Source organism: Paenibacillus sp. NPDC058898 (assembly GCF_049316025.1).
Lineage (GTDB): Bacteria > Bacillota > Bacilli > Paenibacillales > Paenibacillaceae > Paenibacillus_AQ.
The window spans coordinates 406,500-428,377 of sequence record NZ_JBMOSM010000003.1; the positions used below are offsets into that span (position 1 = coordinate 406,500).

Genomic DNA, 21,878 nt, shown 5'->3' on the forward strand with positions numbered 1-21,878 from the left:
GGTGAATATACGATCGCTTCCCTTAATCCCCAATCCATTTCTGAAGCGTATGGATCACTTCTTGGATATGAATGGGTTTGTGCAGATATCCATTCGCGCCGTCTGCAAGAAACTGATCCGTATCCCTCATTGTGTTGGAGCTCATCACGATAATAGGAAGCTCCGCCCATTCCGGGTTCTCGCGAATCCGCTTCATCGTTTCGACTCCGTCCATTTCCGGCATGACCATATCCAGCAGCACCGCATCGATGGTTTGATGTTTGTATAACATCTCCAAGCATTCGAATCCGTTCTGGGCTGTATGCACGGTCATTTGGAGTTTCTCCAGCACATTGGTCAAACCGTACACATTCCGAATATCATCATCTACAATCAATACGGTTTTGTGCTCCAATCGGCTAGATACTTCCATGTCGAACGCCTCCATTCGGAGATCACTCCAACTGGCGCTGCTCGAAGTGGCAGCCGCTTCAGGGAGCATAAACAGACTTTCGCTGGTGCCATATTCCGTAACAAGCGGTAAATATAAAACAAACGTGCTCCCGATTCCTTCCTCGCTCTCCACGGTAATATACCCACCAAGCAATTTCGCCAAATGCAGCGATATGGATAAGCCGAGACCTGTCCCCCCAAACTTTCTGGCTGTAGCCTCTTCGCCTTGCTGGAACGCTTCGAAGATCGGTTGAAGATGCTCTGCTGCAATCCCGATGCCGGTATCTTCAACGAAAAAAGCAATGACGTCGCCACTGATCACAAAATCCGAGGTCACAATCGAATTCATCTTCTTCACCCGTAGTTTAACACTGCCGCTCTCCGTAAACTTAATTGCATTCGAGAGCAGATTACGCAAAATTTGATGGAGCCGCATCCCATCACTGTACATCATGTCAGGCAAGTCATCGGCCATCTCAATATCAAATTCCAGATTTTTGGATTCTGCGCTTTTGGAGAAATAACCTTCCATCAGTTCTGGCAGCTCCGTCAAATTTACCAAGTCCATTTCGATTTGCATCTTTCCGGCCTCGACCTTGGACAGATCCAGAATATCATTGATTAAATTAAGCAATTCACTGCCTGAATTATGGATGACAGAAGCGTAATGCTGTTCTTCCTCCGTCAGGTTCCCCTGCTTGTTCTCAGCCAAAATCTGGGAAAGAATTAACATGCTGTTCAGTGGTGTCCGCAGCTCATGGGACATATTGGCCAGAAATTGAGACTTGTACTTCGAACTCTTCTCCAGCTCTTTCGCGTATTTTTCCAATTCGCTGGCTGCGATTAATGCGGCCTCCTTCTGAGCCCCCAATCGCTCGTTCAGCATATGCATTTCCACAGAATGGGTTTGCAGCTCCTCGGTCTGCGCCTGTAGTTCTTCGGTTTGACTCTGAAGCTCCTCATTCAGCGTTTGGGATTCATGATACAATTGCTGGATTTCCATTTTACTCTGGATCGAGTTCAATGTTACCCCAAGCTGAAAATTCAGTTGTTCGATCAGCTGAACTTCCAGGTCATCGAAAGGCTTGAACTTGGCCAATTCAATGACACCAAGAACTTGTCCTTCAAACATAACGGGCGCTAGCAGCAGCGTGGTTGGCTCAGCATCACCCAGCCCCGATTCAATCCGCACATAGTTAGGTGGTATATCGTCCAGAATAATCATTCGCTGCTCCAGCATACATTGTCCAACCAAACCTTCGCCTGGCAGGAAACGATCTCTGACCTTGTTCCAAGGCTCACCATCCGGATCGGCAAAAGCAGCTGCCTTTACCAGTTCCGATCCACCCCGGTTAATAAAAACGGCACCGTACGGCAGTTTCATGATCAAAGCAAGCTTATGAATGAAAAACTGTACGGCCGTTTCCACACGATCTGACGATTGAAGAAGCGTCGACATAACCGAAATGTGATCCTTAGCCCAGTTCTGTCTGCCGACCTGTGCAAGGAGTTCGTTGGTTGTGTCCGCCAACTGGCGGACCTCATCATTGGATCGCACATGAATCCGTTGGGAGAGGTTACCACCTCTGACAATATCGGAGATGATATGAGTTACCTGCGTGATCGGCTTTACAATGCTCTTCGATATCACCCAAGCTCCACATATGGTAATCAGCGCTGCCCCAGCCCAAAGGAGATACATCGTATACAATAAATGGGTGTTGCTTTCTTTCATCTCTTCAATCCTGCTGGTTGTCAGCTCGCGTTCCTTGCTTCTAAACGAGAGGAACAGCTCATGAATGGAGTTCATGGCTTGCTGGCCGGGATCATTAATAAAGAAATGAAGGGCCTCCTCATCCTGCCCTAGCTGCTTCAATTGAACGGCAGGCTGACCGGCGTTGGTAATCCACTCCTTGATATTCTCCTTAATATTCTCCAGATGATTGGCTTGCTCCGAATTATCGCTAACAAGCTTATACAGCTTGTTATAGTTAATCTGCCAAGACGACAGCGCTTGGTTGAAAGGTTCCAGGTAGGAATCATCCCCCGTTATCACATAACCCCTCTGACCCGTTTCCATTTCAAGTAAATTCTTCTCGATTTCGTGCGTGAGATTATGTACTTCGATATCATGCTTCTCTATAAAATCCGCCTCTTCCTGCAGAGAAGAGATGCGGTCTGATACAATCCAGAGAAAAGCTCCAAGACATAATAATATCATTAAATATCCAACTACAATCTTGCTGCGGATGTTGAATTTCAGGTTGTTAGACAAATGGCTAACCTCCCTTGTCATCTATCAGTCTAAGTCTGCTCCTATTCTCATAGTAATTGTTATGAAAATGGTTTACAAGCAAAACCAGTTTTGATGACATCAATGATTCTTTAGTCGTAGGCAGTCAGATTTATAAACGTATGAGCATATATTATAGAGGAACACGCTTGTACAACATAATAGGATCTCAATCTCAAAAAGGAGGAGTAACTCGTATGATAACCTTTAAAGCGCTTGCGGGGATCCTGCATTGACGAGGCATGTATATCATTCCAGGCAACAGGCTGAGCGTATAACCGGCCTCGGAGTTGCGAATGTGTCGTCACTGGAGCTGCCCCTTCTGCAAGGTTTGATGATGTCAGAAATTCACCTTGAACGAGGTAAGGGCCTCTCTCCCCATAGCCACCCGGACACGGACGAATTGTGCTATGTCATTCAGGGAGAAATCAGCTATTCCTTGATTGATCCGGATACTCATCAGAAACTCGTATATCAGATCGTACCCGGTCAGGTGGTACACGCCCCTATTGATTGGTGTCACTGGATAACAGCGCTAACCCCTGGAACGATCTTGCTATTGGTCTATAACACTGAGCGTCCACACCAAATGGACATTGCACCGGTCTGGGCTTATACGCTCATGGGAGCAGAAGCGTTGCCATGTGATGATACGAACAAGAAACCTCTCTCGGAGGCGCTCATTACACCCGTCCCGCTAAATAAAACGATGGAGAGTGACGCCTCGGATAAACCTCTGCCTGCGCCACCCTTACTCATAACCGGGCACCCAAACAACAAAACCACACGCAGCCGGTGATCGGCCAAGTGTGGTTATTGTTATCGGGACGCTTCTTATGTAATGATTTCGCTCGCAACGATATTGCATCAATCAATATAAAATCTTTGTTCAGGGCGAATCTGCTTCTTAAGGGTATGCAAGTCGGCCTCCAGCTTCGCCACCGTCTCTTCAATCTCTTCCGGGTTCAGCGCCGGGCGTTCTGCCTCTGGCTTAACGCCAGCCCTGAGATCGCGAATGGTGATTTGCTGCTCCTGCCATTTATCCATAAGATCGGAGATGGTGGCATAAAACCGCTCATAATCTTGAATCACTTCGTCCAGAAAGGAATCCACTTCCTCCTGATCATAACCCCGTAGTTTATTCGAAAAATTCTTTTCATGGATAGACAAAGCGTCCAGTTGAATGCCTAGTTGCTTAAATAGCTTTTTCTGTTTATCCAATCGGCGTTTCATGTGTTCATCCATAATGATTTACCTCCAAATATTGGCGCAGCCCTACTTTTTTTAGCCTTCTCTCTCTATCTTTGTTTATATCACATTAAGCACTGGGATTAAAACACTCCAGGGCTTTTTTGGAGAATGTTCCAAAAACGATGGGCTGCCATTCCCACAATTCATGTGATTGTTACCAATCCATTTCGGGTATTGATTTTACATAAGAAGCTTTATTGTGTACTTAGCGAAAGAGAGGAGCGACTTATCTATGACAACGATGACAAAACAACAATACAGTGAACTTAAACGACGGTTGCTCAGTGATAAAGAACGATTGGAAGAGCAATTGGAGTCCCGCGATGAAACCAATAGGGATCATTCCCTTCGGGACTCTACGGGAGAGCTGAGCTCAGCCGATAATCATCCCGCAGACATAGGGACCGAGGTTTTCGAACGCGGACGGGACCTGGCCATTCAGGACACGCTCGATCATGAATTGGAGCAGATTATGTCTGCCTTGCAGCGAATGGACCAGGGCGAATACGGGACCTGTGCCGAGTGCGGCCTAGAAATTCCATACGAGCGGCTTGAAGCTTTGCCTTATACGGCCTATTGTCTCGAACATACGCCGCGGAAAGATATCAACGACAACCGGCCGGTTGAAGAGGATGTCATGACCCCGCCCCCTTCCGGAGCTGGCGTCAACCGCCAAGCGGCCGACGGTAAATTTGATGACGCCGGTGCGTGGGATGCCGTGGAAGATTACGGAACGTCCACCTCTCCCGGCATGTCCATTAAACCTGGACAAGACGATTATAAGAAGAAGGTATGAACCGATCCAGTTAAATAGAAGGGAAAGCTGGTACCTGTACGTTAGGTACCAGCTTGTTTTCCGTGATCAAGTTTCTTTATGAGTCCGAACATTCGAAGCAAAAAACTCATATTCGTCGTAACCTTCACCGCGTTTCTTTTTATAGGGGGTCAACATTTTATCCAGTTCAACAAAAAATTCACGCGCTTCTTCCTCGCTCATATACAAGGTTGTATTGGTCAACATGGACGTCGTTTCGCCCTCTTGACTCATATTTTTGAAGAAACGGTCTCTATTCTGGTCAAACAACTCCGATAATAGTTTGTTCGTCTCGGTTCGAATTAATTCCTTGATCACGGGCTCCTCGGAATTTGCTCCGCGTTTGATCTTTACCGTACCGACAAAAGGTTCATAATACTTAGCAATGATGCCGTTGATCTCTTTCGTGGAAACGATCTTGACCATTCCGATTCGCTCCAGCTTCTTCATATGATAATGAACTTTAGCAGGCACATCCCCGATATTGTCCGCGACTTCCTTTACTGTTGCCGGACGGTCCATCTTATTCAATACATTCAAAATCTGGAGCCGATATGGATCTGAATATATTTTGATCTCTTCCAGTGTAGTCAGTTCCTTCGTTTCCACACCGTACACCTCAGCTTCATGTTATTTTTCACTTCTTTTCATTATAGGCCGAGAGTATCGAAATTACAAAATGCGAAGGATTTAAATGGCACGGAAACTCTTCTTCCGAATGAGAAATATGACGGGCAGTATCATGACAATTCCCATGATCGAATACAGAATGGGAGGAGAGTAATACTCCGCTACAACTCCGGTAATCAAGCTTCCCACAGGAATGGCAGCCGTGCACGCCACCGCCATAAGGGCACCTATTCTGCCGAGCATATGCCGAGGCGTTACTTCCATCAGATACGTCGAGATAGGGGCACTAAGTAAAGAGACGGCAAATCCGGCAACAAACATGCAGACCGCCGCAGACTCCACGCGCCATGCCGGCAGATGCCCTGGAATCCCTAACGCAAAATAACCGATTCCGAGCATGATAGACCCTGACATGATCAACGTGCTCTTTTTGAAGCTCTTCCCATAACGTCCAATCCATAACCCGCTGCAAATCATACCGATCAGGAGGCCCGTTCCTAAAACGCTCAGACCTCCGGGTCCTGCACCCAAGGTCTCTTTGACGTAGACCGGCTGCAGTACGTTCAGGGGGGCCAAACAGAAATTATTGATCATGGCAAGCACGGTTGTTATAAGGAGCAGCGTATGCTGCTTCACAAAAAGAAGAGCCTCTTTAATATCGCCGAACACCGTTTTATTCATCTCTGTCTCTGGCCGTGTGGAGGTTTCCTTGGCTTCAGCCTGTTCGGCTGCCTCCGGATTCGGCATAAAAGCGATAATAGCTGCTGCAATTAGAAACGTTATAGCATCAATCAAGATCGTCCCCGAAATTCCGATCAGAGCAATAAGGGCACCGGCGATGGATAAACCGATTAATTCAGCGCTCCGACTTACGGAAGTTGAGAAAGAATTGCCTGCCAGCAGTTTATCCTTAGGAAGCAGCCGGGGGACTATGGAGGTCTCGGCGGGTCTGGAGAAGCACTCCAGAGTTGAATTTAGAAACGTGAACAGGAACAAATGCCAGACTTCAAGAGAACCTACAGCGTACAGAAAGGCCGTTAGCGAAACCACAATACCGCGACTGAGATAGGTTAGTGCCAGGACGAGTTTCTTCGGCCAGCGATCGACATAGGTGCCGGTAAACAAACTGAAAAGCAACCCGGGCAGAAAATTAAAGGCGAACAATGTACCCATTAACAGTTCGGAACCTGTGAGCATATAGACCATCCAACTGTAAGCGATGGAATCCAGGGAATCTCCGAATCGGGTAATAGCCTGGGCAGATAAATAAATCAAGTACGGGCGAATTTTCAAGAGCTGACCAAAGCCTTGCTTTTCCAGAACAGCAGCATTTTGCATGGTTTCTTTCTCCTCTTCGTTAAATGGATAATTACATTAAACTTTTTCAGTCCATTAAAATAATATTTACGTTAAAATTATTTTATCGTTAAGTTTATTTTAATGATTTTGAAGAGGAATGCAATAGGTAAAAAAAAATAAATCGCCATCACGGCGATTTATTGAGTCTAACGATTATTTTGACAGTGTTGCTTCTTTATTTAATAGCCACTCGCGATGAGGATCTGGCTGCTTGAAGACACGCTTCAATGGCTCTGATATTGCTGATGGCATCTTCCGGACCATAAGGGAGCGGCGTTCCGTCCATCACGGCCGCTGCCATCGCATCCGCTTGCAATGCAAAGTGGTTGTAAATCCCTACCTTCTCCTCACGGGATCCCTTGGCCGTATGAACGCAGATCTGGGCCATGTCCTCCATGCGCTCCCATCCAAAGGCAGAAGGAAGCTCAATCCTGCCCTCCGTTCCTGCGATCTCTAAAGAGCATCTGGAATATGTCCACATCCCGCACTCAAATGTAAGTCCCAGTCCATCGTCAAATTCCACCATCCCGTGGACCATCATGTCCACACCGTCATGCTCCTCAGAGAAAAAAGCATGGGCCGTTACAGCCTTGGGTTCCTGACCATAAATCATGCGCGCCGCTGAGATGGGATAGCATCCCACGTCATAGATTGAACCTCCGCCCATATCCTTGCTGTAACGAACATTGCTTTTATCCTCCGCATTGTTGAAGGTAAACGATCCGTGAATTCCGCGCAGCTGGCCGATTTCGCCGCTTTCGATGATTTCGCGAACACGCGCGTGTTTCGGATGATATCGGTACATAAAGGCTTCCGCGAACAGCACGTTGTGTGCTTTAGCAGCCTCGGCCATCTCACGGACATCCGCTTCGGTCAGGGCTGCCGGTTTCTCGCATAAGATGTGCTTGCCGGCCTGTGCCGCTTTGATGGTCCAAGGTTTATGAAGGTGATTCGGTAAAGGAATATATACCGCATCAATGTCGGGGTCTTCCAGGAGCTCGTCATAAGATCCGTAGTATTTCCCGATATGATATCGATCCGCGAGCTCACTTGCTTTGTCTGCATTGCGGCTAGCGACCGCCCCGACTTCACAGCGTTCCGATTTCAATATGCCTGGTATCATTGAATTTCTTGCAATCCGAGCAGTGCTCATAATTCCAAAGCGCAATTTCTTGCTCACGAGGTCATTCCTCCTTTGGCTGCATTCCGTTCAGATGTTTTTTTAAAAATTATCGTTGACCGCTTTATGAAGAATCCCCAAACACCGATCCAAATCTGTTTTAACCTGTTTTTTGTAGAGTTTAGCTTTCTCGGCACCGTCATCAGTAAAATGATAAAGAACGATTTCTTGAAAATCGACCCGCGGATCATTCCCTTTCAGCTGCTTGGTACGGTATAATACACCTTCTTGCACCAACTCATGCAGAGCCCGGTAAATTTCGCTTTGCGGCGGTGAATATCCATGGCTCTTGAATTCTTGCCGCAGTTCTTCCAGCATCTGATATCCATATCCGCGCTGCTGCTCCACCATGGTAATGAGATATACTTTGATAAAAGCACGCTGGGCGATCATAAATGCCATCTGGACGCCTCCTCCTTCACGAGCTACTTGTCCCATAATATACCTAATTATAACCCACAGTTTCCCAGTTTGCACAATAGGAAGCATCCCCCTCTTTTTAAACCAAGAAGGCATAGATTGAAACGTGGTTGGGGCTTGGATGAAGAAGAATGATGCAAGAGCGTCAGTGTTTATACTATTATGAATTTTTCATATAATGAAATTATATAGTGTGTGGTTTTTCATCTGCTGTTTTTTGGGTGGTTGGTGGATCAAAGGATTGGTTTCATGAAAAAACCCACCCTCGGAGGGTGAGTTTAATTCTTCACATCCCGGTGGATGTGCCGGTGTTTGGCCGCGATTTACCGTATGGGCGAACCCCGCGATTTTTTCTTGCTCCGGCGATTCCGACAAGCCACTTCCCGAACGGCAGCTTGGCTAGCAGGCGAGTGGCACCATAAGCCACGCCCACGCTGATGATCCATGAAGAGAGTATACGAACCAGAGGGTGCATGCTGATCAGCATAGATTCGTCGACTACATAGCTCATACGTAGTGTCAATAGATGGATCAGGTAAGCACCATACGAATAGAGCCCGATGGAGGTCAGAAGCGCATTCGCTCCCGCTCCGGCATGACGACATATCCAACCAGCCACATCGTACATGACCAATATAGAGCTAATCAGAAAAAGTGCCATCATCGGGCGAAGCAGCGATAAGGAATAGAATGTGATCGCGCCATTCGCGGCGGAACGGATTTCATTAACGGCCTGGATGAGCATCCATCCGAACAAAAATGCGAAGGCGAGCCATATCGCCGGCCGTGCCTTTTGCAGCCATTTTTCCCAAGCGTCATGGTATAATCCGGCCGCCGCCCCCAGCGCAAAATAGAAGAAATAATAGAGTGCATTTCGATCTGCGTAGGTTGTGAACAGCTCACTCCATACCGGGATATTCAGGCTTCCCATCCATTGGCCAATATCATTGATAATTCCTGTTAAACCCACGTACAATAACCCGGATACAATCAATATCGTAAGCTGCGTCTGCCAGCCCCATCGCTTCTTTATTCCTAATATAGCGGAGCGGAACAGCGGGTACAGCAAATAGAATTGAAACAGCATAATGATGTACCAAAAATGCGAGCTCGATTTCCCGGTTAACCATACTTCCCCAAGATACTTCCAATCCTCAATTACAGTGGGATTAAACTTATGATTGATCAATAAAGTAATCAAGGTCCATACCGCAAACGGAACGTAGATATCACCAAAACGCCTCTTGATGAACTTTCCGTAATACAGTTGACCTTTATCGTTATAAAACAGCACCATGCCAGTAATAAAAATAAAGACGGGCACAGCAAATTTCGTCACCATCAGAAGAACTGCCATCATCAAACCATCGCCTGTCGTCATTCCCGGCGCGACAGAATAGTGCGCGATGGAGTGCTGTAAGACTACAGCCAGGAAAGCAATTCCCCGCAAGCGCTCAATTTCCGGTATTCTTTCTTTGGGCATACTGCTCCCCCTTCGTCTGACTTCGTGTGAACACTCCTCATTGTAAGGGACACTGCCCTGAATCGGGTAATCCAATTATTTACTGATCCTGAGGTTAAGGACCCTCGAAGAAGGTCCCCTTGTTATTTACTTCTGCAACTCAGCCAGCTGGACTTCTAGATGAACAAGTTTAGCTTTGGCGTACTCCAGGCTTTTCTTTGCTTCATCAATCCTGCCAATAATGTCGACGCACTGCGTAATTTCTTCATAAACCGCACCCCATTAGCATATTTTGGCATCATTATAATATTACTAGGAATAGGTGTATGCCTAAATTTGTTCGCATGTGATAATCCGTCATGAGTTTATGTGTTATAAAAAGGTTTTCAGATATCAAAAAGAAATACGTCTGTCGATGAACCTTCATAGAAGACAGACCGCGATTGATATCAATATAAAACCCGGTTCCAATGAGAACCGGGTTTGTTTCCTTACAGCAGCGTAGTGCCTCGCGGCGGAAGCATATCGTCCCGATCCAGATCAACCGCACCGGCACGACCCTCGTTTCTATAATCATAATCGCGGAATATATCGTAGATGCCTGTATTTTCTTGATCAGCGTCAACCAGTACCAGAATCCGTCCTTGCTCTATATAGGACTCGTACTCTTTCGCCTCATCTTCCGGGATGCCAAGGCCGATAAAACCACCGACCAGCCCCCCGGCTCCCGCTCCCACTGCTGCGCCGGTAAGCGTCGCTGCAATAGGTCCTGCGGCAAGAATCGGACCGATGCCGGGAATAGCCAAAGCCCCAAGTCCTGCCAGCAAACCTGCCGTACCCCCAAGTATGCCGCCTGTTGCTGCGCCTGCAGCTACTCCTTCTGGCGCCATTGTTCCCGTCTGTTCAGCAATCATGTCTGCTTCGCGTTTATCCTTCGCTATAATCGAAATGGCATCATTCGGAACCCCATGCTGCTGAAGCTGCTCGATGGCTTGAGCCGCTTCCTGTTCCGAACGGAATACTCCAACAATTTTCTTCTCCATGATAAACCCTCCTCATCGGTGGTCGTTCATATTTAACATTACCCGACGGAAGGTGAAATTAAACGTGGCGCTGCTCTGTTATGCCTTGGGCCGGATCCGATGGGTTGCAGTCGCCTCCATGGGATCATCAGGCCAATAATGTTTAGGATATCTTCCCTTTAAGTCTTTTTTCACATCGAAATAGCCGCTGCGCCAGAAACTGGATAGATCCGAGGTTACCTGAACGGGCCTTTGTGCAGGTGACAACAAATGCAAGGTCAACGCAACCCGTCCATTGGCAATTCGCGGAGTATCCTGAAGTCCGAATATTTCCTGCAGGCGAACAGCCAGGAACGGTTGTTCAGGGTCACTGTAGTTAATTGGGATCAAGGACCCGCTCGGTACCCTGATATGAGTTGGCGCTTCCTTCTGAAGCTGCTGCTTTTGCTCCCAGCTAAGCATATGCTCCAAGAGCGTTCCCGGAGCAAGACGTCTCATATCATTTCGATTCCGCAGCCCGTCCAAATAAGGGAGCAGCCACTCCTCCGCCTGATTCATCAGGCCTTCGTCCGAAACATCAGGCCAATTCCCCTCGGGATCATGTCGGAACATAAAAGCCAGCCGCTCTCTCAGCTGCAATGCTGCCTTGCTCCACTGTAACAATCCAAGGCCCTCTTGCCTGATCCCTTGCAGCAAGGCTAGCGCTATTTCCTCTCCAGTTGGATTCGAATAGGATTGCTCCTTGATCACGATCGCTCCAAGCATCTGCTTTTGTCTCGCCCTGATGCTGCCGGTAGCAGCATCCCATACGACCTCTTTATGCTGTTCCATCTCGCCATGATAATACTTATCGAGCCATAATTCATCCATTTCAGAGGCAAGCTGAATATTCCCGTCCGCGCCTTGATCATCAACTGCAGCGACCACAATATACGGGGCACGGCTCATAGGCTGTACCGACACCAATTTCACACCTCTGCCGCTTCGCATAAGGAACCCGGTTCCTCCCCTGTTCTTTGCGATCCGATCCGGGTAGGCGAATGACAGCAATAGTCCACAGAGGTTCAGATCCCCGCTTACTGTATATGTGATATTTAGCTGTGTATGCAGTTTCCTAATCTCTTGTTTCATCCGCTGCAGTACGGCTTCATTGGACATATCTTGTTCGGCGAACCGCTGCCCACCTTGTTCATACGCGAGAAGCCGCTCCACGCGCGAACGCATATCCTGATCCCTTAAGGCTTCACCTCTGCTCATGATATCACGCTCCTGAAGCAGTACAGCCATTCGGATGGCCAGCGATGCCTCGCCTAGTTCTTGTGCCTTCAGCAGCATGTGGGCCAGCCTTGGATGAAGCCCGAGAAGCGCCATCTCACGGCCATGCTGTGTAATACTGCCCGAATCATCCAAAGCCGACAGCTGCTTCAATAACGTTTGCCCTTGCGTAAGAGCTGGTCGAGGCGGCACATCAAGCCAGGCAAGCTGCTCCGGGTCGCGCGACCCCCATACTGCCAATTCCAAGGCCAGCGGCGTCAGATCGGATTCACGGATCGCCGGAATGGTGCTTTCCGGCAGATGGCGATGCTCTTCCTCACTCCATAAGCGATAACATACACCCGGAGATACACGTCCAGCCCTTCCCCTCCTCTGATCTGCGGATGCCCGGGATAACCGTCTCGTAATCAATTGCGGCAGTCCCGTTCTCGGCGAGAACACCTCCGTCCGCATATAACCGCTGTCAATAACGGTCATGATCCCCTCAATGGTAATACTGCTCTCGGCAATGCTTGTGGAGAGTACGATTTTACGCCTGCCATTCGAATCGCGTCTAATCGCTTCATCCTGCTTCTCTATGGGAAGCGCGCTGTATAACTCTCGAATGACGACATCTTCCCTTAAACCCATTCTTAATAATTCGTTAGCGGTCCTCCTGATTTCGCGGGCGCCCGGCAAAAATACTAGCATATCGCCTTCCTGTTCGGAGAGTGACCGCATGATGGCACTCGCAGCACCTTTATGTAACTCTTCGAGAGAGAATGAGCGCAAATAGTGAGTAGACACTGGAAAAGCACGCCCTTCACTAACGATGATTGGTGCATCGCCAAGAAGCTTCGCTACTGGTGCGGCCTCAAGGGTAGCAGACATGACGAGCAGCCTTAAGTCTTCCCGCAGCACCGACTGGGATTCCATCGCAAAAGCCAGGCCGGTATCGGCCTGCAAATTTCGTTCATGAAATTCGTCGAATATAATCATACCAATGCCGGTTAATTCCGGATCATCCTGCAGCATGCGCGTCATGATGCCTTCCGTCACAACTTCGATCCGCGTATTCTGCCCGATCTTACTGTCCATTCGGACGCGATATCCGATCGTCTCACCAACTGCCTCTCCTAAAGAGGATGCCATGTAACTCGCGGCCGAGCGGGCTGCGATCCTTCTGGGCTCCAACATGATGATCCGCTTGCCTTCCAGCCAGGGTTCATTCAGGAATGCTAAGGGCACCTGGGTCGTCTTGCCTGCACCCGGTTCAGCGATCAAAACCGCATGGGTCCCAGTAGATAAAGCCATTTTTAATTGTGGAAGTATTCGGTGAATCGGTAATTCAGTCATGGATACATCTCCGTTATCCTATTAAATATCAATATAATCCCTTAATTATATAAAACACCCGATGTTCGTCAAGGGGAGCTCCTTGTTCGCCACGGCTGGAAAGTATCGATATAATTGCGCTACAATATGAATATCATTCCCAAGTGAACATCAAGATTCATGGAGTCAAGAAGGTGAACTGTATGGAGCAGCATGCCACATTTCGCGGTCGCTTTGCCCCTACGCCATCAGGCAAAATGCACATCGGCAACGCATTGACCGCTTTACTTGGATGGCTGCAAATAAGGAGTATGAACGGCCAATATATACTCCGAATAGAAGATATCGATGTCCAGCGTTCCCGACAGGAGCTTGCCGTCGAGATTATGAGAGATCTGGAATGGCTCGGTTTGGATTGGGATGAAGGTCCTGGTATGGCCGGAGCCTATGGACCTTATCATCAGGCGGCACGCCAAGCGCTGTACGAGCGGGAAATCAGCAAGCTGAAGGAATCGAATAAACTATACCCCTGCTATTGCAGTCGGGCCGATATCACGGCCGCAGCCAGCGCACCGCACGGCATTGCATCGGAAGGCCTCCGCTACCCGGGAACTTGCAGAGATTTAACTCGGGAGGAAGCGGTGCTTAGAGAGCTTCATAAGAAACCTTCGCTGCGGATGAAGGTACCGCAAACGATCGTTTCCTTTGTTGATGGCATCGCCGGAGAGCAGTCCTATCGGCTATCCGATGGAGGAGACTTTGTGGTTCGCAGGGCAGACGATATTATCTCATATCAACTTGCGGTAGTCGTGGATGATGCCTTAATGGGCATAACCCATGTACTCCGAGGAGCCGATCTACTGGACTCCACCCCACGTCAGCTTCTGTTATACCAAGCATTAGGCTACCACCCGCCACAGTTTGCGCACACCCCGCTGATGGTGGATGCGGAAGGCAGAAGGCTCGCTAAGAGAACCCGCGGACTTAGCCTCTCATTTCTTCGCGGCCAGGGCCTGATGCCCGAACGCATCATCGGCTGGCTGGCTTGGACCGCCGGCCTTCTGGATCATTCGGAATCCGTTCGCCCTGCGGATCTAATTCCTGTTTTTGACTTATCGAAAGTATCCTCTGCCCCGATAAAAATGACGGATCATGTCAAAAATCAGCTGTTTGAATCCTAAGTACAGCTCACCGAAATAAGGGATTCATTGAGCATTGTTCAAATTACATACCTTCACATCCCGACAAACAATCAGCGCCAGCACTATCATTCTCGAAAAGAGAAGAAAGGCTGGCGCTGTTCTGTTATTCCTCATGGGTTAATCGTTCCCTGACCTTGGACTCATACTGTGTAAACGCGCTATTACCGCTAAGGCCCCGCTGTTCCATCAGCAATTGCAGTCTTAGATGCTTTTCATTCAGCTTGCGTTGAAGCTGCTCCTGCTCACCCTCGTTTTGGGCTGCACCGAGTAGGTCATACAGTTGAACGCATTCCTTGCGAAGTGTAACTTCTTCAGGAACATAACCCGCATTTTTCATGATGCGGTAGGACATTCTCAGATCTTCCGGAATGTGCGAAAGATCGTCGATCGGAAGTTTCTTCCCGGCAAAAGGCAAATGATCGAGCTCTCCGTTACGTATCGCTTCTTCAATCTTCTGCTCAGCCAATCTGGAAAAGATGCTCATTATTATCCAGCCTCCTCCTTTTCCCTTCGTCCTCCTCATCATATAGCAGCGCAGTTTATATTCCAAGTTCTAAATGCAGGGAACCTTTGGGGGTTCAACTGATCTCATTTACAACAGCGATTCGGCTCCATCTATGAATATTTGAGCCCCTGTAATATGTCTCGACTGATCGGAAGCGAGAAACGCCACCAAATCCGCGACCTCTTCAGGCGTACCCGGACCGTCAGACAGCGGCTGGCTCCCCTCCGGATATTCCACCGGAATCACGATCTCCTCCAGATCGCCCTGCTTCTTCGTGCTTTGATCAATGTTGGTAGAAATTGCGCCGGGGCAGATTACATTAACCCTGATCTTGAATTTTGCCAGCTCCAGCGCAGCCATCTTCGCAAAAGCCACCTGTCCCGCTTTGGTTGTGCTGTAAGCGCTCATCCCAAAGTTGGAGAAGGTTCGGGTGCCATTGACGGAGCTGGTAATGATAATGCTGCCCTGTCCCCGTTTCTTGAGGTGCGGAATCGCATATTTGACCGTCAGAAACGTACCGTTCAAATTCACGTTCAGCGTCTTGGTCCATTCCTCCAGCTTCATTTCATCAATTGGCGTCATCACGCCATTAATCCCTGCATTGGCGAATACGATATCCACACCGCCAAAAATCTCCACCGTTTCGAGGACCGCCTTCTCCACCCGGTCAGGATCTGTGGTATCCACGTCAAAGGCTCTGGCGGAACCCTCCCGAATCGAGTTGATCTCCGATTCCGCTTTATTCGTTCGGTCATCCAAGAGATCAAATAAGGCAACGTTTGCGCCTTCCTTCGCCAGGTGAATGGCCGCTGCTTTTCCGATGCCTGATCCGGCTCCGGTAATGATCGCTGTTCTCCCATGAAAACGTCCGTGTCCTTCATTCATTATCAACACGCTCCTTTTAATCGTCATCCGTTATGCATTCATCTGTCACAAGATTACCCAAAAGGAGTTGTTTTATAATCATGATTTCTAATTTTTTGCACAAAAAAGCCGGACCCTTGGGTCCGACTCAGCGTTTATCATACCATACTTCTTGGGAACCTACCATACAATCTCCAGAAACGAAGCATCATCTTCCAGACCGTCCGTATGGCGAGCATTCATTAATACTTGCACCTGCTCATCGGGAATCGGCTCCTTCATCGGGTCCAGATCGTTGAGCCCATCGCTGTATAGCTGAAGCCGATATTCGGTCTCCGGGTCTAATTTGCACGAGAACACATGAGGACTGCCTCCGATCGGTCCACTTCGGGAAGACCAGCGTTCCGACGTTCGGAAACGATCTCCGAATACCGAGGTGATCTCGTCTTCCTTGCGCCACAAGCGTACCCTGGAATCACCCTGCCATGCGAGCCACAGCCTTCCTTTGCGACGAAAACCCGAAGAGAGCTCTATGCGACCGCAAATATACATGGCTTCGCTTCCCTTGCGCTGCTTCTCCTCCAGTACTTCACGAAGCAGCTTTGGCGTTTCGGAACTCAGCGAATGCGTCCGCATTTCCCGATCGGCTTCATGGGTAAGTTCCTTCAGTTTGCGTTCAAGCGATGCGCTCGTGAGTTCCTCCACCGTTTCCAGCCAGTTCATTAACCCCTGACCCAGCAGACGTGAAGCCACATCGCCACGATAACTCAATCCGACACCATCACACAGTACAAAATGGCACACATCTTCATTCATCTTTAACGCAATGAAATCTTGACCCATCTCGGAGAGCATGACAGATTCTGCCGCTCTGCCATACGCATAACGACATGTGAACAAATCTTTAATCTTCGTAATCGGTTCTTCCACGGTCTGCTTGCTCTCGTAATAAAACGACGCTGCTTGAGCCTTCCGCTTACGAATTCCCAACGATTCCATGCTTCTCGTGTATGATCGCTTCATCTTTGTGACCTCTTACCTTACAGGCGTGGCAGCTGACATCTGAAACCCGATGGACACCAGCTCAGAGCAAGTGCCTGGAAGCATCATCAAGGCTCCCGGGCTCAGTTGATAATCCGCCTCAAGCAGCATTTCTCGATAGCTTTCGGGAAGAACGGAAGACATCATTTTAAGTTTGCGCGCATGTTCATCCTCAAGCGATGTATCAGCCAAAATCCCCTTCCATCGGCGCGGTTCGGATATCGGCTGGCTCATCAGATGATCGGAAATGAAAATATTCTCCACGAGCACGTTGCCGTCCGGAACGCTCATGTTCATGATGCGGCGAGCAATCGGTTCCGGATCCTCTCCCGTGGCTACACCGTCCGTCATATGACACACAAGCGGTGCAGGGCAATCCTGCATATTCGGAATCTCCGATTGCAGAATTTTCTCGGCTTGAAGGAACGCTTTCGCCGAATCGGAGAACCGTTTAGGCGTTAAGTCCGGAAGCGATCCGATCGCCGCAATTTCGTCAATGCCCTTGATCCCGTTTAACAAATCATAGACATCATCGCTGTAAGCAAGAATGGCGATCCGGTACCTCGGCGTCAGCCGATTCCCTTTGGTGGAGCGAAACACCATTTGCCGAATGGCCAAGGACAATGCTTCGTATACGACGTCGATCCGCCTGCGGTCCTCCATCAGCATATTCATAGACGCGCTGATATCAATCAGGTATATAATGAGCGCTGGCGTGCGCTGTGATGCTTGAATGGTATAGTTCATCGTGAATTAACATTCACCCCTGCATTTTCGTCATGTTTACTTCTTTATAGTTTTGGTATCCAGTGGCTGTCGTTACTTATGAATTCCTGCAGATTATTAAGGCGGCTGCTCATTTTACCAACCGTCTTATAATAGGCTTTATCGTTGTTATACAGCTCTATGAACTCACGCGCGGCATTCTTGGCGCGGTCTTTATTGCCAGCTACCTGGGCATTATACGCCTTATTATATAGGGCAACCAGTTCTACTACGTTTTGTGAACGCTGCTTCTGAAGCATTGCGGCTTGGGCTTCTTGGGCAGCCCTGGCTTTCGCCTGACGCTCTGCCTCCGCCTTGGCAGCCGCTGCTTCCTGGGCCGCCTTTTTCTTCTTCTCTTCCATTTGGGCTAAGTACGCTTCATACTTGACTTGATTATCATATTTCTCTTGCAATACTTGCTTCTTTTTCTTCTCTTCTAGCGATGCCAGGTAAGCTTCATACTTCGCCTGCTTCTCATACTTTGCCTGAAGCTCGGTTTTCTCCTGTTCCTTCAGCGCCTGCTCAGCTTCTTTAGCCTTCTTGGCCTCTTCTGCCTTCAAGCGCTCCTCTTCCACTTTCTTAGCCTCTGCTTCTTTCTGAGCCGCCTCTTCCTGCTGCTTCCGCGCTTCTTCCTCTTGCTTGCGCGCAGCTGCTTCTTTCTCCTGCGCTTGCTGCTCGGCTAATCGCTGGGCATCCAACTGACGGCTCTCTGCCTTCTCCGCCAAAATCTGGTTCACCGTAATTGCAGAACCTGCCAATATGACGATAGCCGCAGCGGCCGAGAGCATGAATTTACGGGATAACAATAGTGCTTTAATGCCTTTGTTGGATGATTCTTCAGCCGGACGAAGCTGCTCCTCGAGCCCCTTTATAGCGGCGGCAAGCTCCACTTCAAGCGGACTATCCTTTTTCACAAAATGATACGCGGAGCGGAATATTTCCAACGCACCGGAAAGATTGCCCGCATCCTCCAGATCACGCGCCTGATGAAACAAACGTCCAACCACACTGTCGTTGACCTCTCGGGTGCCTGGCTCAATTCCAAGCGATGCCATAATCTCAGCCGGCACTTCTTGGGAAGTTTCAGAACGAGGTTCATCCGAATGGTCGTCATGGGCGGTTGCAGCGGCTGCAGCGGCTGATACTTCCTCCACCACTTCTTCCTCACTTAATGAGGATAATGCAATCAGCCACTCACCAAAGGTAGGACAGCTGCTCAAATCCTGACTATCCCAGGTTCTGCCGAACAGATCCGAAATCCGTGTACCCCAACGCTGACCCAGCGACTTTTTCAGTAAAAAATAACGCTCGCACGGAGTCTGCATTTCATGCTGGTCAAAATAACTTTCGCCCCATGCCCGATTAACGATAGCCGGATCGCTCCATCCCAGCATTTCCGCAATGATAACAGCGCCCGCGAAACGGTCGGCATACGCACTCCATAACCCGCTATGTACCGTTCGATGAGCCGCATATCCAGGAGAGCCAGCAAGCAAAACATCAGGTCGATCCATTTTGGGGCTGTACATCTGCTCCACATCGACAAGTTCAACGGCGGCAGCGCCTTCCGGCAGCTTCACTTCCGAAAAAAACGGAAGCATGACATTAGGCGCAGACAGGTCACAGTGTGCTAATCCGCGCTGCTCCATGCTTGAACCGATGGCTGCCAATGCCTTGGCAAGCATCAGACTTTCAGAACGTCCCAGATTACGCTGATCGCTTATTACGTCAAACCAAGTACATCCATGAATCCATGGCATGATGACCGCGTAGAGCAAATCCGGATATTCCGCTATCAAATCTCCGTTTCTTTCGGGAGTGAGCACCTCTCGACTACTTACCTGCAAACCCGGTATCTCGCGATAATTCCCCATATGCTCGGATTGGTACACCATAGCCGGAATTCTGAACTTAGGAAAAAACACCTTTAGTGCTTTGGCTTCATGCAGCTCTCCATCCACAGGAAGCAGCTGATAGACGATTCCCTGCCGCCCAGCTTGGGCGTAGGCTACGCCTGGCGCTGCGGGATGCTGCCCTACTGTATAAGCCGTTCCATTTACAACAATCCCATCGCCCGGGTTTGGCTGAAATGTCATGAACGTCATCCTCTCTTAACTCCGTTACCTAACTATATAACTCTCTACTCTATTAACCAGATTGTTATATTCTAAACATCCAAAATTGCAAGAAAACCGGGTTGTCTTCCACCCGGTTTATTCTGCCTATTAAACTATTATAAAGCAAAAGTCTCCGAATGGGTATTAACGAGATTCGTCAGCCATACGGAATTTCTGAGCGATCGCTTTCAGCTCATTGCTGATGCTGTCAAGCGTTTGTACGAAGGAGTTCATCAAGCGGCTTGCTTCCTGGAATTCTTGGAAAAAGCGCTGCTTCGTCATACCGTCCCATTGACCTTCCATACCGTTGATCGATTGAGTCAGGCTGTTAACGATTTGCTGACTTTGATCACCGCTCTGTTTAAATTGGTTCGCTACTTGCTCGACTTGCTCTGGCGTAATTAAAATACGTCCTGCCATTTATGTAACCTCCTAGAAATTCGTTTCTGGTGACACTTGACATCTTAGCCCAAGAGCCTCAGTTTATCAAAATGTCCTCAGACCTAATTTCCAGTTACCCTATACGTCCCAATTTGAAACATTTACCATCCTGATTATCCCAAAGGGAATAGGAATTTAGTTGGCAATACCAAATGAAGACGGATCGGTAAAGGTCCAGCTTTGCCCGGCTAATGCGGCTTGTTTAGCCGAATCCCCGTTGTCTCCACTGGCCATACCTACGGCAGCGGCTACCGAACTCGGGTTCGATATTACCGTCGAGGAATTACCATATTCCGGTAATATGGATGAACGCCCCTCCATGCCGGAAGCCGCAAACAGAGCTGTCGGTGATACTGTACTTATGATTGCATGCTCCAAAATCGTATGGTACTGATGATCCGTTTCTTGAAATTGATCGGCTTTGCTTTGAAGATGCTTGCCCAGCTGAGCTAGAAGAGCTCCCAGATGCTCTCCAAGACTCCGGGCAGACTGCCACTCATCAATAACCGCCGCTTTGAGAGACGTCTCCCAAACGAGTGATTCCATAGCTTGGTTGAGCGTTCTCGTAATCGCTAAATATTCATCGCCACTATGCTGCAGCTGACGGCTTAACGTCCGGAGAGACTCCGGCTCGACAGAAATACGCATTGGTCCTCACCTTTCATACAGGCTCTGTTACTGTTTCAGCCACATGAGTAGCATATGACGAAACTGCTCTTTAGTCGCTGGCGCTGCGGTTAACCAGTCCTGGTCTCCCTCCAGGCTCATACGCAGCAGCCAATTCATGGACTCGTTCACTATAAATGCTGCATTTTGACTTTCCCAGCTGATTCCGTTCCATATCGACAGCTGGAGTTCCCCCGAAGACACCTTGTTTTTCATACATTTCGCTAGAGCGATTGAACCCTCCGCATCATCCGTCAACCTGGCCAAGCGATCGCCGATATCGTCACACTTCTGTTCGGAAACGGAGGTGTAAATATCTCCGAATTCTTTCCGGCTAAGGAGTAGTGCCGGTATATCCCCCCAGTTTTGGTCGCTTAGGGCCAGATCCTGCACCAGCTGATCGCAGGTTTGTTCGATAGTACCAAGTTCGCTAAGCAGGTAACATCGGTTGTCTTCGCTGCTTCTGCATACTTGTATTACCCGTTCGTCCGTAACATGCAGATATCCTTCAAACGCCGAATCCTGATTTTCATATTTCAACCAGCACGCACGTTCCGCAAGTCCGGCAATAGCCACTCTTGAGAAGACTTCGGGTGGAATCGACAATTCCCCGCCTTCCTCTTGAATCAAATATTGCTTGCTTAGGAGCGATTGTTTGGTTTTCTCCCACTCAACCGCGATTTCTTCCGTTAAGTATCCTACAAAAGGATCTTCAACACCAAGTAATCGGTCCGATCCGATAATTCCAGCCAAGAAGAAAAATTCCTTGTCGTTCAGCGTGATCGTTTCTTGTTTGGAAGCATGAATTGTCAACATTATGAGCCA

20 protein-coding genes are annotated in these 21,878 nt (G+C 48.7%); 3 read left to right on the forward strand and 17 right to left on the reverse strand.

Annotated features, from left to right (window positions below; translation table 11 throughout):
• Nucleotides 1-22 precede the first annotated feature (22 nt).
• Nucleotides 23-2,707, reverse strand: a complete 2,685-nt coding sequence (locus tag ACOZB4_RS10240) for a CHASE3 domain-containing protein (RefSeq protein WP_379404538.1) — start codon at nt 2,705-2,707, stop codon at nt 23-25.
• Nucleotides 2,708-2,957: 250 nt separating this feature from the next.
• Between ACOZB4_RS10240 and ACOZB4_RS10245 the strand changes: the two genes are divergently transcribed.
• A complete protein-coding gene (locus ACOZB4_RS10245) occupies nt 2,958-3,524 on the forward strand; it encodes a cupin domain-containing protein (protein WP_379404540.1) in 567 nt (188 codons plus the stop codon).
• A 68-nt stretch (nt 3,525-3,592) separates the two neighbouring features.
• Here ACOZB4_RS10245 and ACOZB4_RS10250 read toward each other — a convergent pair whose 3' ends face one another.
• Nucleotides 3,593-3,970, reverse strand: a complete 378-nt coding sequence (locus tag ACOZB4_RS10250) for a DivIVA domain-containing protein (protein WP_098746829.1) — start codon at nt 3,968-3,970, stop codon at nt 3,593-3,595.
• A gap of 238 nt (nt 3,971-4,208) precedes the next feature.
• On the opposite strand from ACOZB4_RS10250, the gene ACOZB4_RS10255 reads away from it, so the two are divergent.
• Entirely contained in the window at nt 4,209-4,772 is a 564-nt protein-coding gene (locus ACOZB4_RS10255) for a TraR/DksA C4-type zinc finger protein (protein WP_379404545.1), read from the forward strand.
• 66 nt (nt 4,773-4,838) lie between these two features.
• Here the strand turns inward: ACOZB4_RS10255 and ACOZB4_RS10260 are convergent, their stop codons facing one another.
• The 7 genes from ACOZB4_RS10260 to hrpB form a co-directional block, all read right to left on the reverse strand.
• On the reverse strand, nt 4,839-5,399 hold the full coding sequence (locus tag ACOZB4_RS10260; protein WP_076322102.1) for a winged helix-turn-helix domain-containing protein: 561 nt from the start codon (nt 5,397-5,399) through the stop codon (nt 4,839-4,841).
• A gap of 81 nt (nt 5,400-5,480) precedes the next feature.
• Nucleotides 5,481-6,758, reverse strand: a complete 1,278-nt coding sequence (locus tag ACOZB4_RS10265) for an MFS transporter (RefSeq protein ID WP_379404547.1) — start codon at nt 6,756-6,758, stop codon at nt 5,481-5,483.
• Nucleotides 6,759-6,954: 196 nt separating this feature from the next.
• Nucleotides 6,955-7,959, reverse strand: coding sequence for a Gfo/Idh/MocA family protein (locus ACOZB4_RS10270; protein ID WP_379404549.1), 1,005 nt, complete (start codon nt 7,957-7,959; stop codon nt 6,955-6,957).
• A 42-nt stretch (nt 7,960-8,001) separates the two neighbouring features.
• A complete protein-coding gene (locus ACOZB4_RS10275; protein ID WP_071220214.1) occupies nt 8,002-8,361 on the reverse strand; it encodes a helix-turn-helix transcriptional regulator in 360 nt (119 codons plus the stop codon).
• Between the two features lie 304 nt (nt 8,362-8,665).
• Nucleotides 8,666-9,862 (reverse strand): acyltransferase, encoded by a 1,197-nt coding sequence (locus ACOZB4_RS10280; RefSeq protein WP_379404551.1) that lies wholly within the window; start codon nt 9,860-9,862, stop codon nt 8,666-8,668.
• Nucleotides 9,863-10,332: 470 nt separating this feature from the next.
• Nucleotides 10,333-10,884: a general stress protein gene (locus ACOZB4_RS10285; protein ID WP_379404553.1), complete on the reverse strand. Its 552-nt coding sequence runs from the start codon at nt 10,882-10,884 to the stop codon at nt 10,333-10,335.
• A gap of 78 nt (nt 10,885-10,962) precedes the next feature.
• The gene (hrpB, locus tag ACOZB4_RS10290; protein WP_379404555.1) at nt 10,963-13,473 is read right to left on the reverse strand and encodes an ATP-dependent helicase HrpB; all 2,511 of its coding nucleotides are present in this window, start codon (nt 13,471-13,473) and stop codon (nt 10,963-10,965) included.
• Between the two features lie 182 nt (nt 13,474-13,655).
• On the opposite strand from hrpB, the gene gluQRS reads away from it, so the two are divergent.
• Nucleotides 13,656-14,633: a tRNA glutamyl-Q(34) synthetase GluQRS gene (gene gluQRS, locus ACOZB4_RS10295; protein WP_379404557.1), complete on the forward strand. Its 978-nt coding sequence runs from the start codon at nt 13,656-13,658 to the stop codon at nt 14,631-14,633.
• Between the two features lie 124 nt (nt 14,634-14,757).
• On the opposite strand, the gene ACOZB4_RS10300 is transcribed toward gluQRS, so the two are convergent.
• The 8 genes from ACOZB4_RS10300 to ACOZB4_RS10335 all read right to left on the reverse strand — a co-directional run bounded on the left by ACOZB4_RS10300 (nt 14,758) and on the right by ACOZB4_RS10335 (nt 21,869).
• A complete protein-coding gene (locus tag ACOZB4_RS10300; protein ID WP_076322109.1) occupies nt 14,758-15,138 on the reverse strand; it encodes a DnaJ family domain-containing protein in 381 nt (126 codons plus the stop codon).
• A gap of 108 nt (nt 15,139-15,246) precedes the next feature.
• Nucleotides 15,247-16,044, reverse strand: a complete 798-nt coding sequence (locus tag ACOZB4_RS10305; RefSeq protein ID WP_076322110.1) for an SDR family oxidoreductase — start codon at nt 16,042-16,044, stop codon at nt 15,247-15,249.
• 159 nt (nt 16,045-16,203) lie between these two features.
• Nucleotides 16,204-17,046 carry a hypothetical protein gene (locus ACOZB4_RS10310; protein ID WP_076322111.1) on the reverse strand — a complete coding sequence of 281 codons (843 nt, stop codon included), beginning with the start codon at nt 17,044-17,046 and terminating at the stop codon, nt 16,204-16,206.
• Between the two features lie 12 nt (nt 17,047-17,058).
• Nucleotides 17,059-17,811 carry a vWA domain-containing protein gene (locus tag ACOZB4_RS10315; RefSeq protein ID WP_076322112.1) on the reverse strand — a complete coding sequence of 251 codons (753 nt, stop codon included), beginning with the start codon at nt 17,809-17,811 and terminating at the stop codon, nt 17,059-17,061.
• A gap of 44 nt (nt 17,812-17,855) precedes the next feature.
• Nucleotides 17,856-19,925 carry a hypothetical protein gene (locus ACOZB4_RS10320; RefSeq protein WP_379404561.1) on the reverse strand — a complete coding sequence of 690 codons (2,070 nt, stop codon included), beginning with the start codon at nt 19,923-19,925 and terminating at the stop codon, nt 17,856-17,858.
• Nucleotides 19,926-20,090: 165 nt separating this feature from the next.
• The gene (locus ACOZB4_RS10325) at nt 20,091-20,366 is read right to left on the reverse strand and encodes a WXG100 family type VII secretion target (RefSeq protein WP_006211202.1); all 276 of its coding nucleotides are present in this window, start codon (nt 20,364-20,366) and stop codon (nt 20,091-20,093) included.
• Between the two features lie 156 nt (nt 20,367-20,522).
• On the reverse strand, nt 20,523-21,035 hold the full coding sequence (locus tag ACOZB4_RS10330; RefSeq protein WP_076322113.1) for a WXG100 family type VII secretion target: 513 nt from the start codon (nt 21,033-21,035) through the stop codon (nt 20,523-20,525).
• A 27-nt stretch (nt 21,036-21,062) separates the two neighbouring features.
• The gene (locus tag ACOZB4_RS10335; RefSeq protein ID WP_339266123.1) at nt 21,063-21,869 is read right to left on the reverse strand and encodes a hypothetical protein; all 807 of its coding nucleotides are present in this window, start codon (nt 21,867-21,869) and stop codon (nt 21,063-21,065) included.
• Nucleotides 21,870-21,878: the final 9 nt, after the last annotated feature.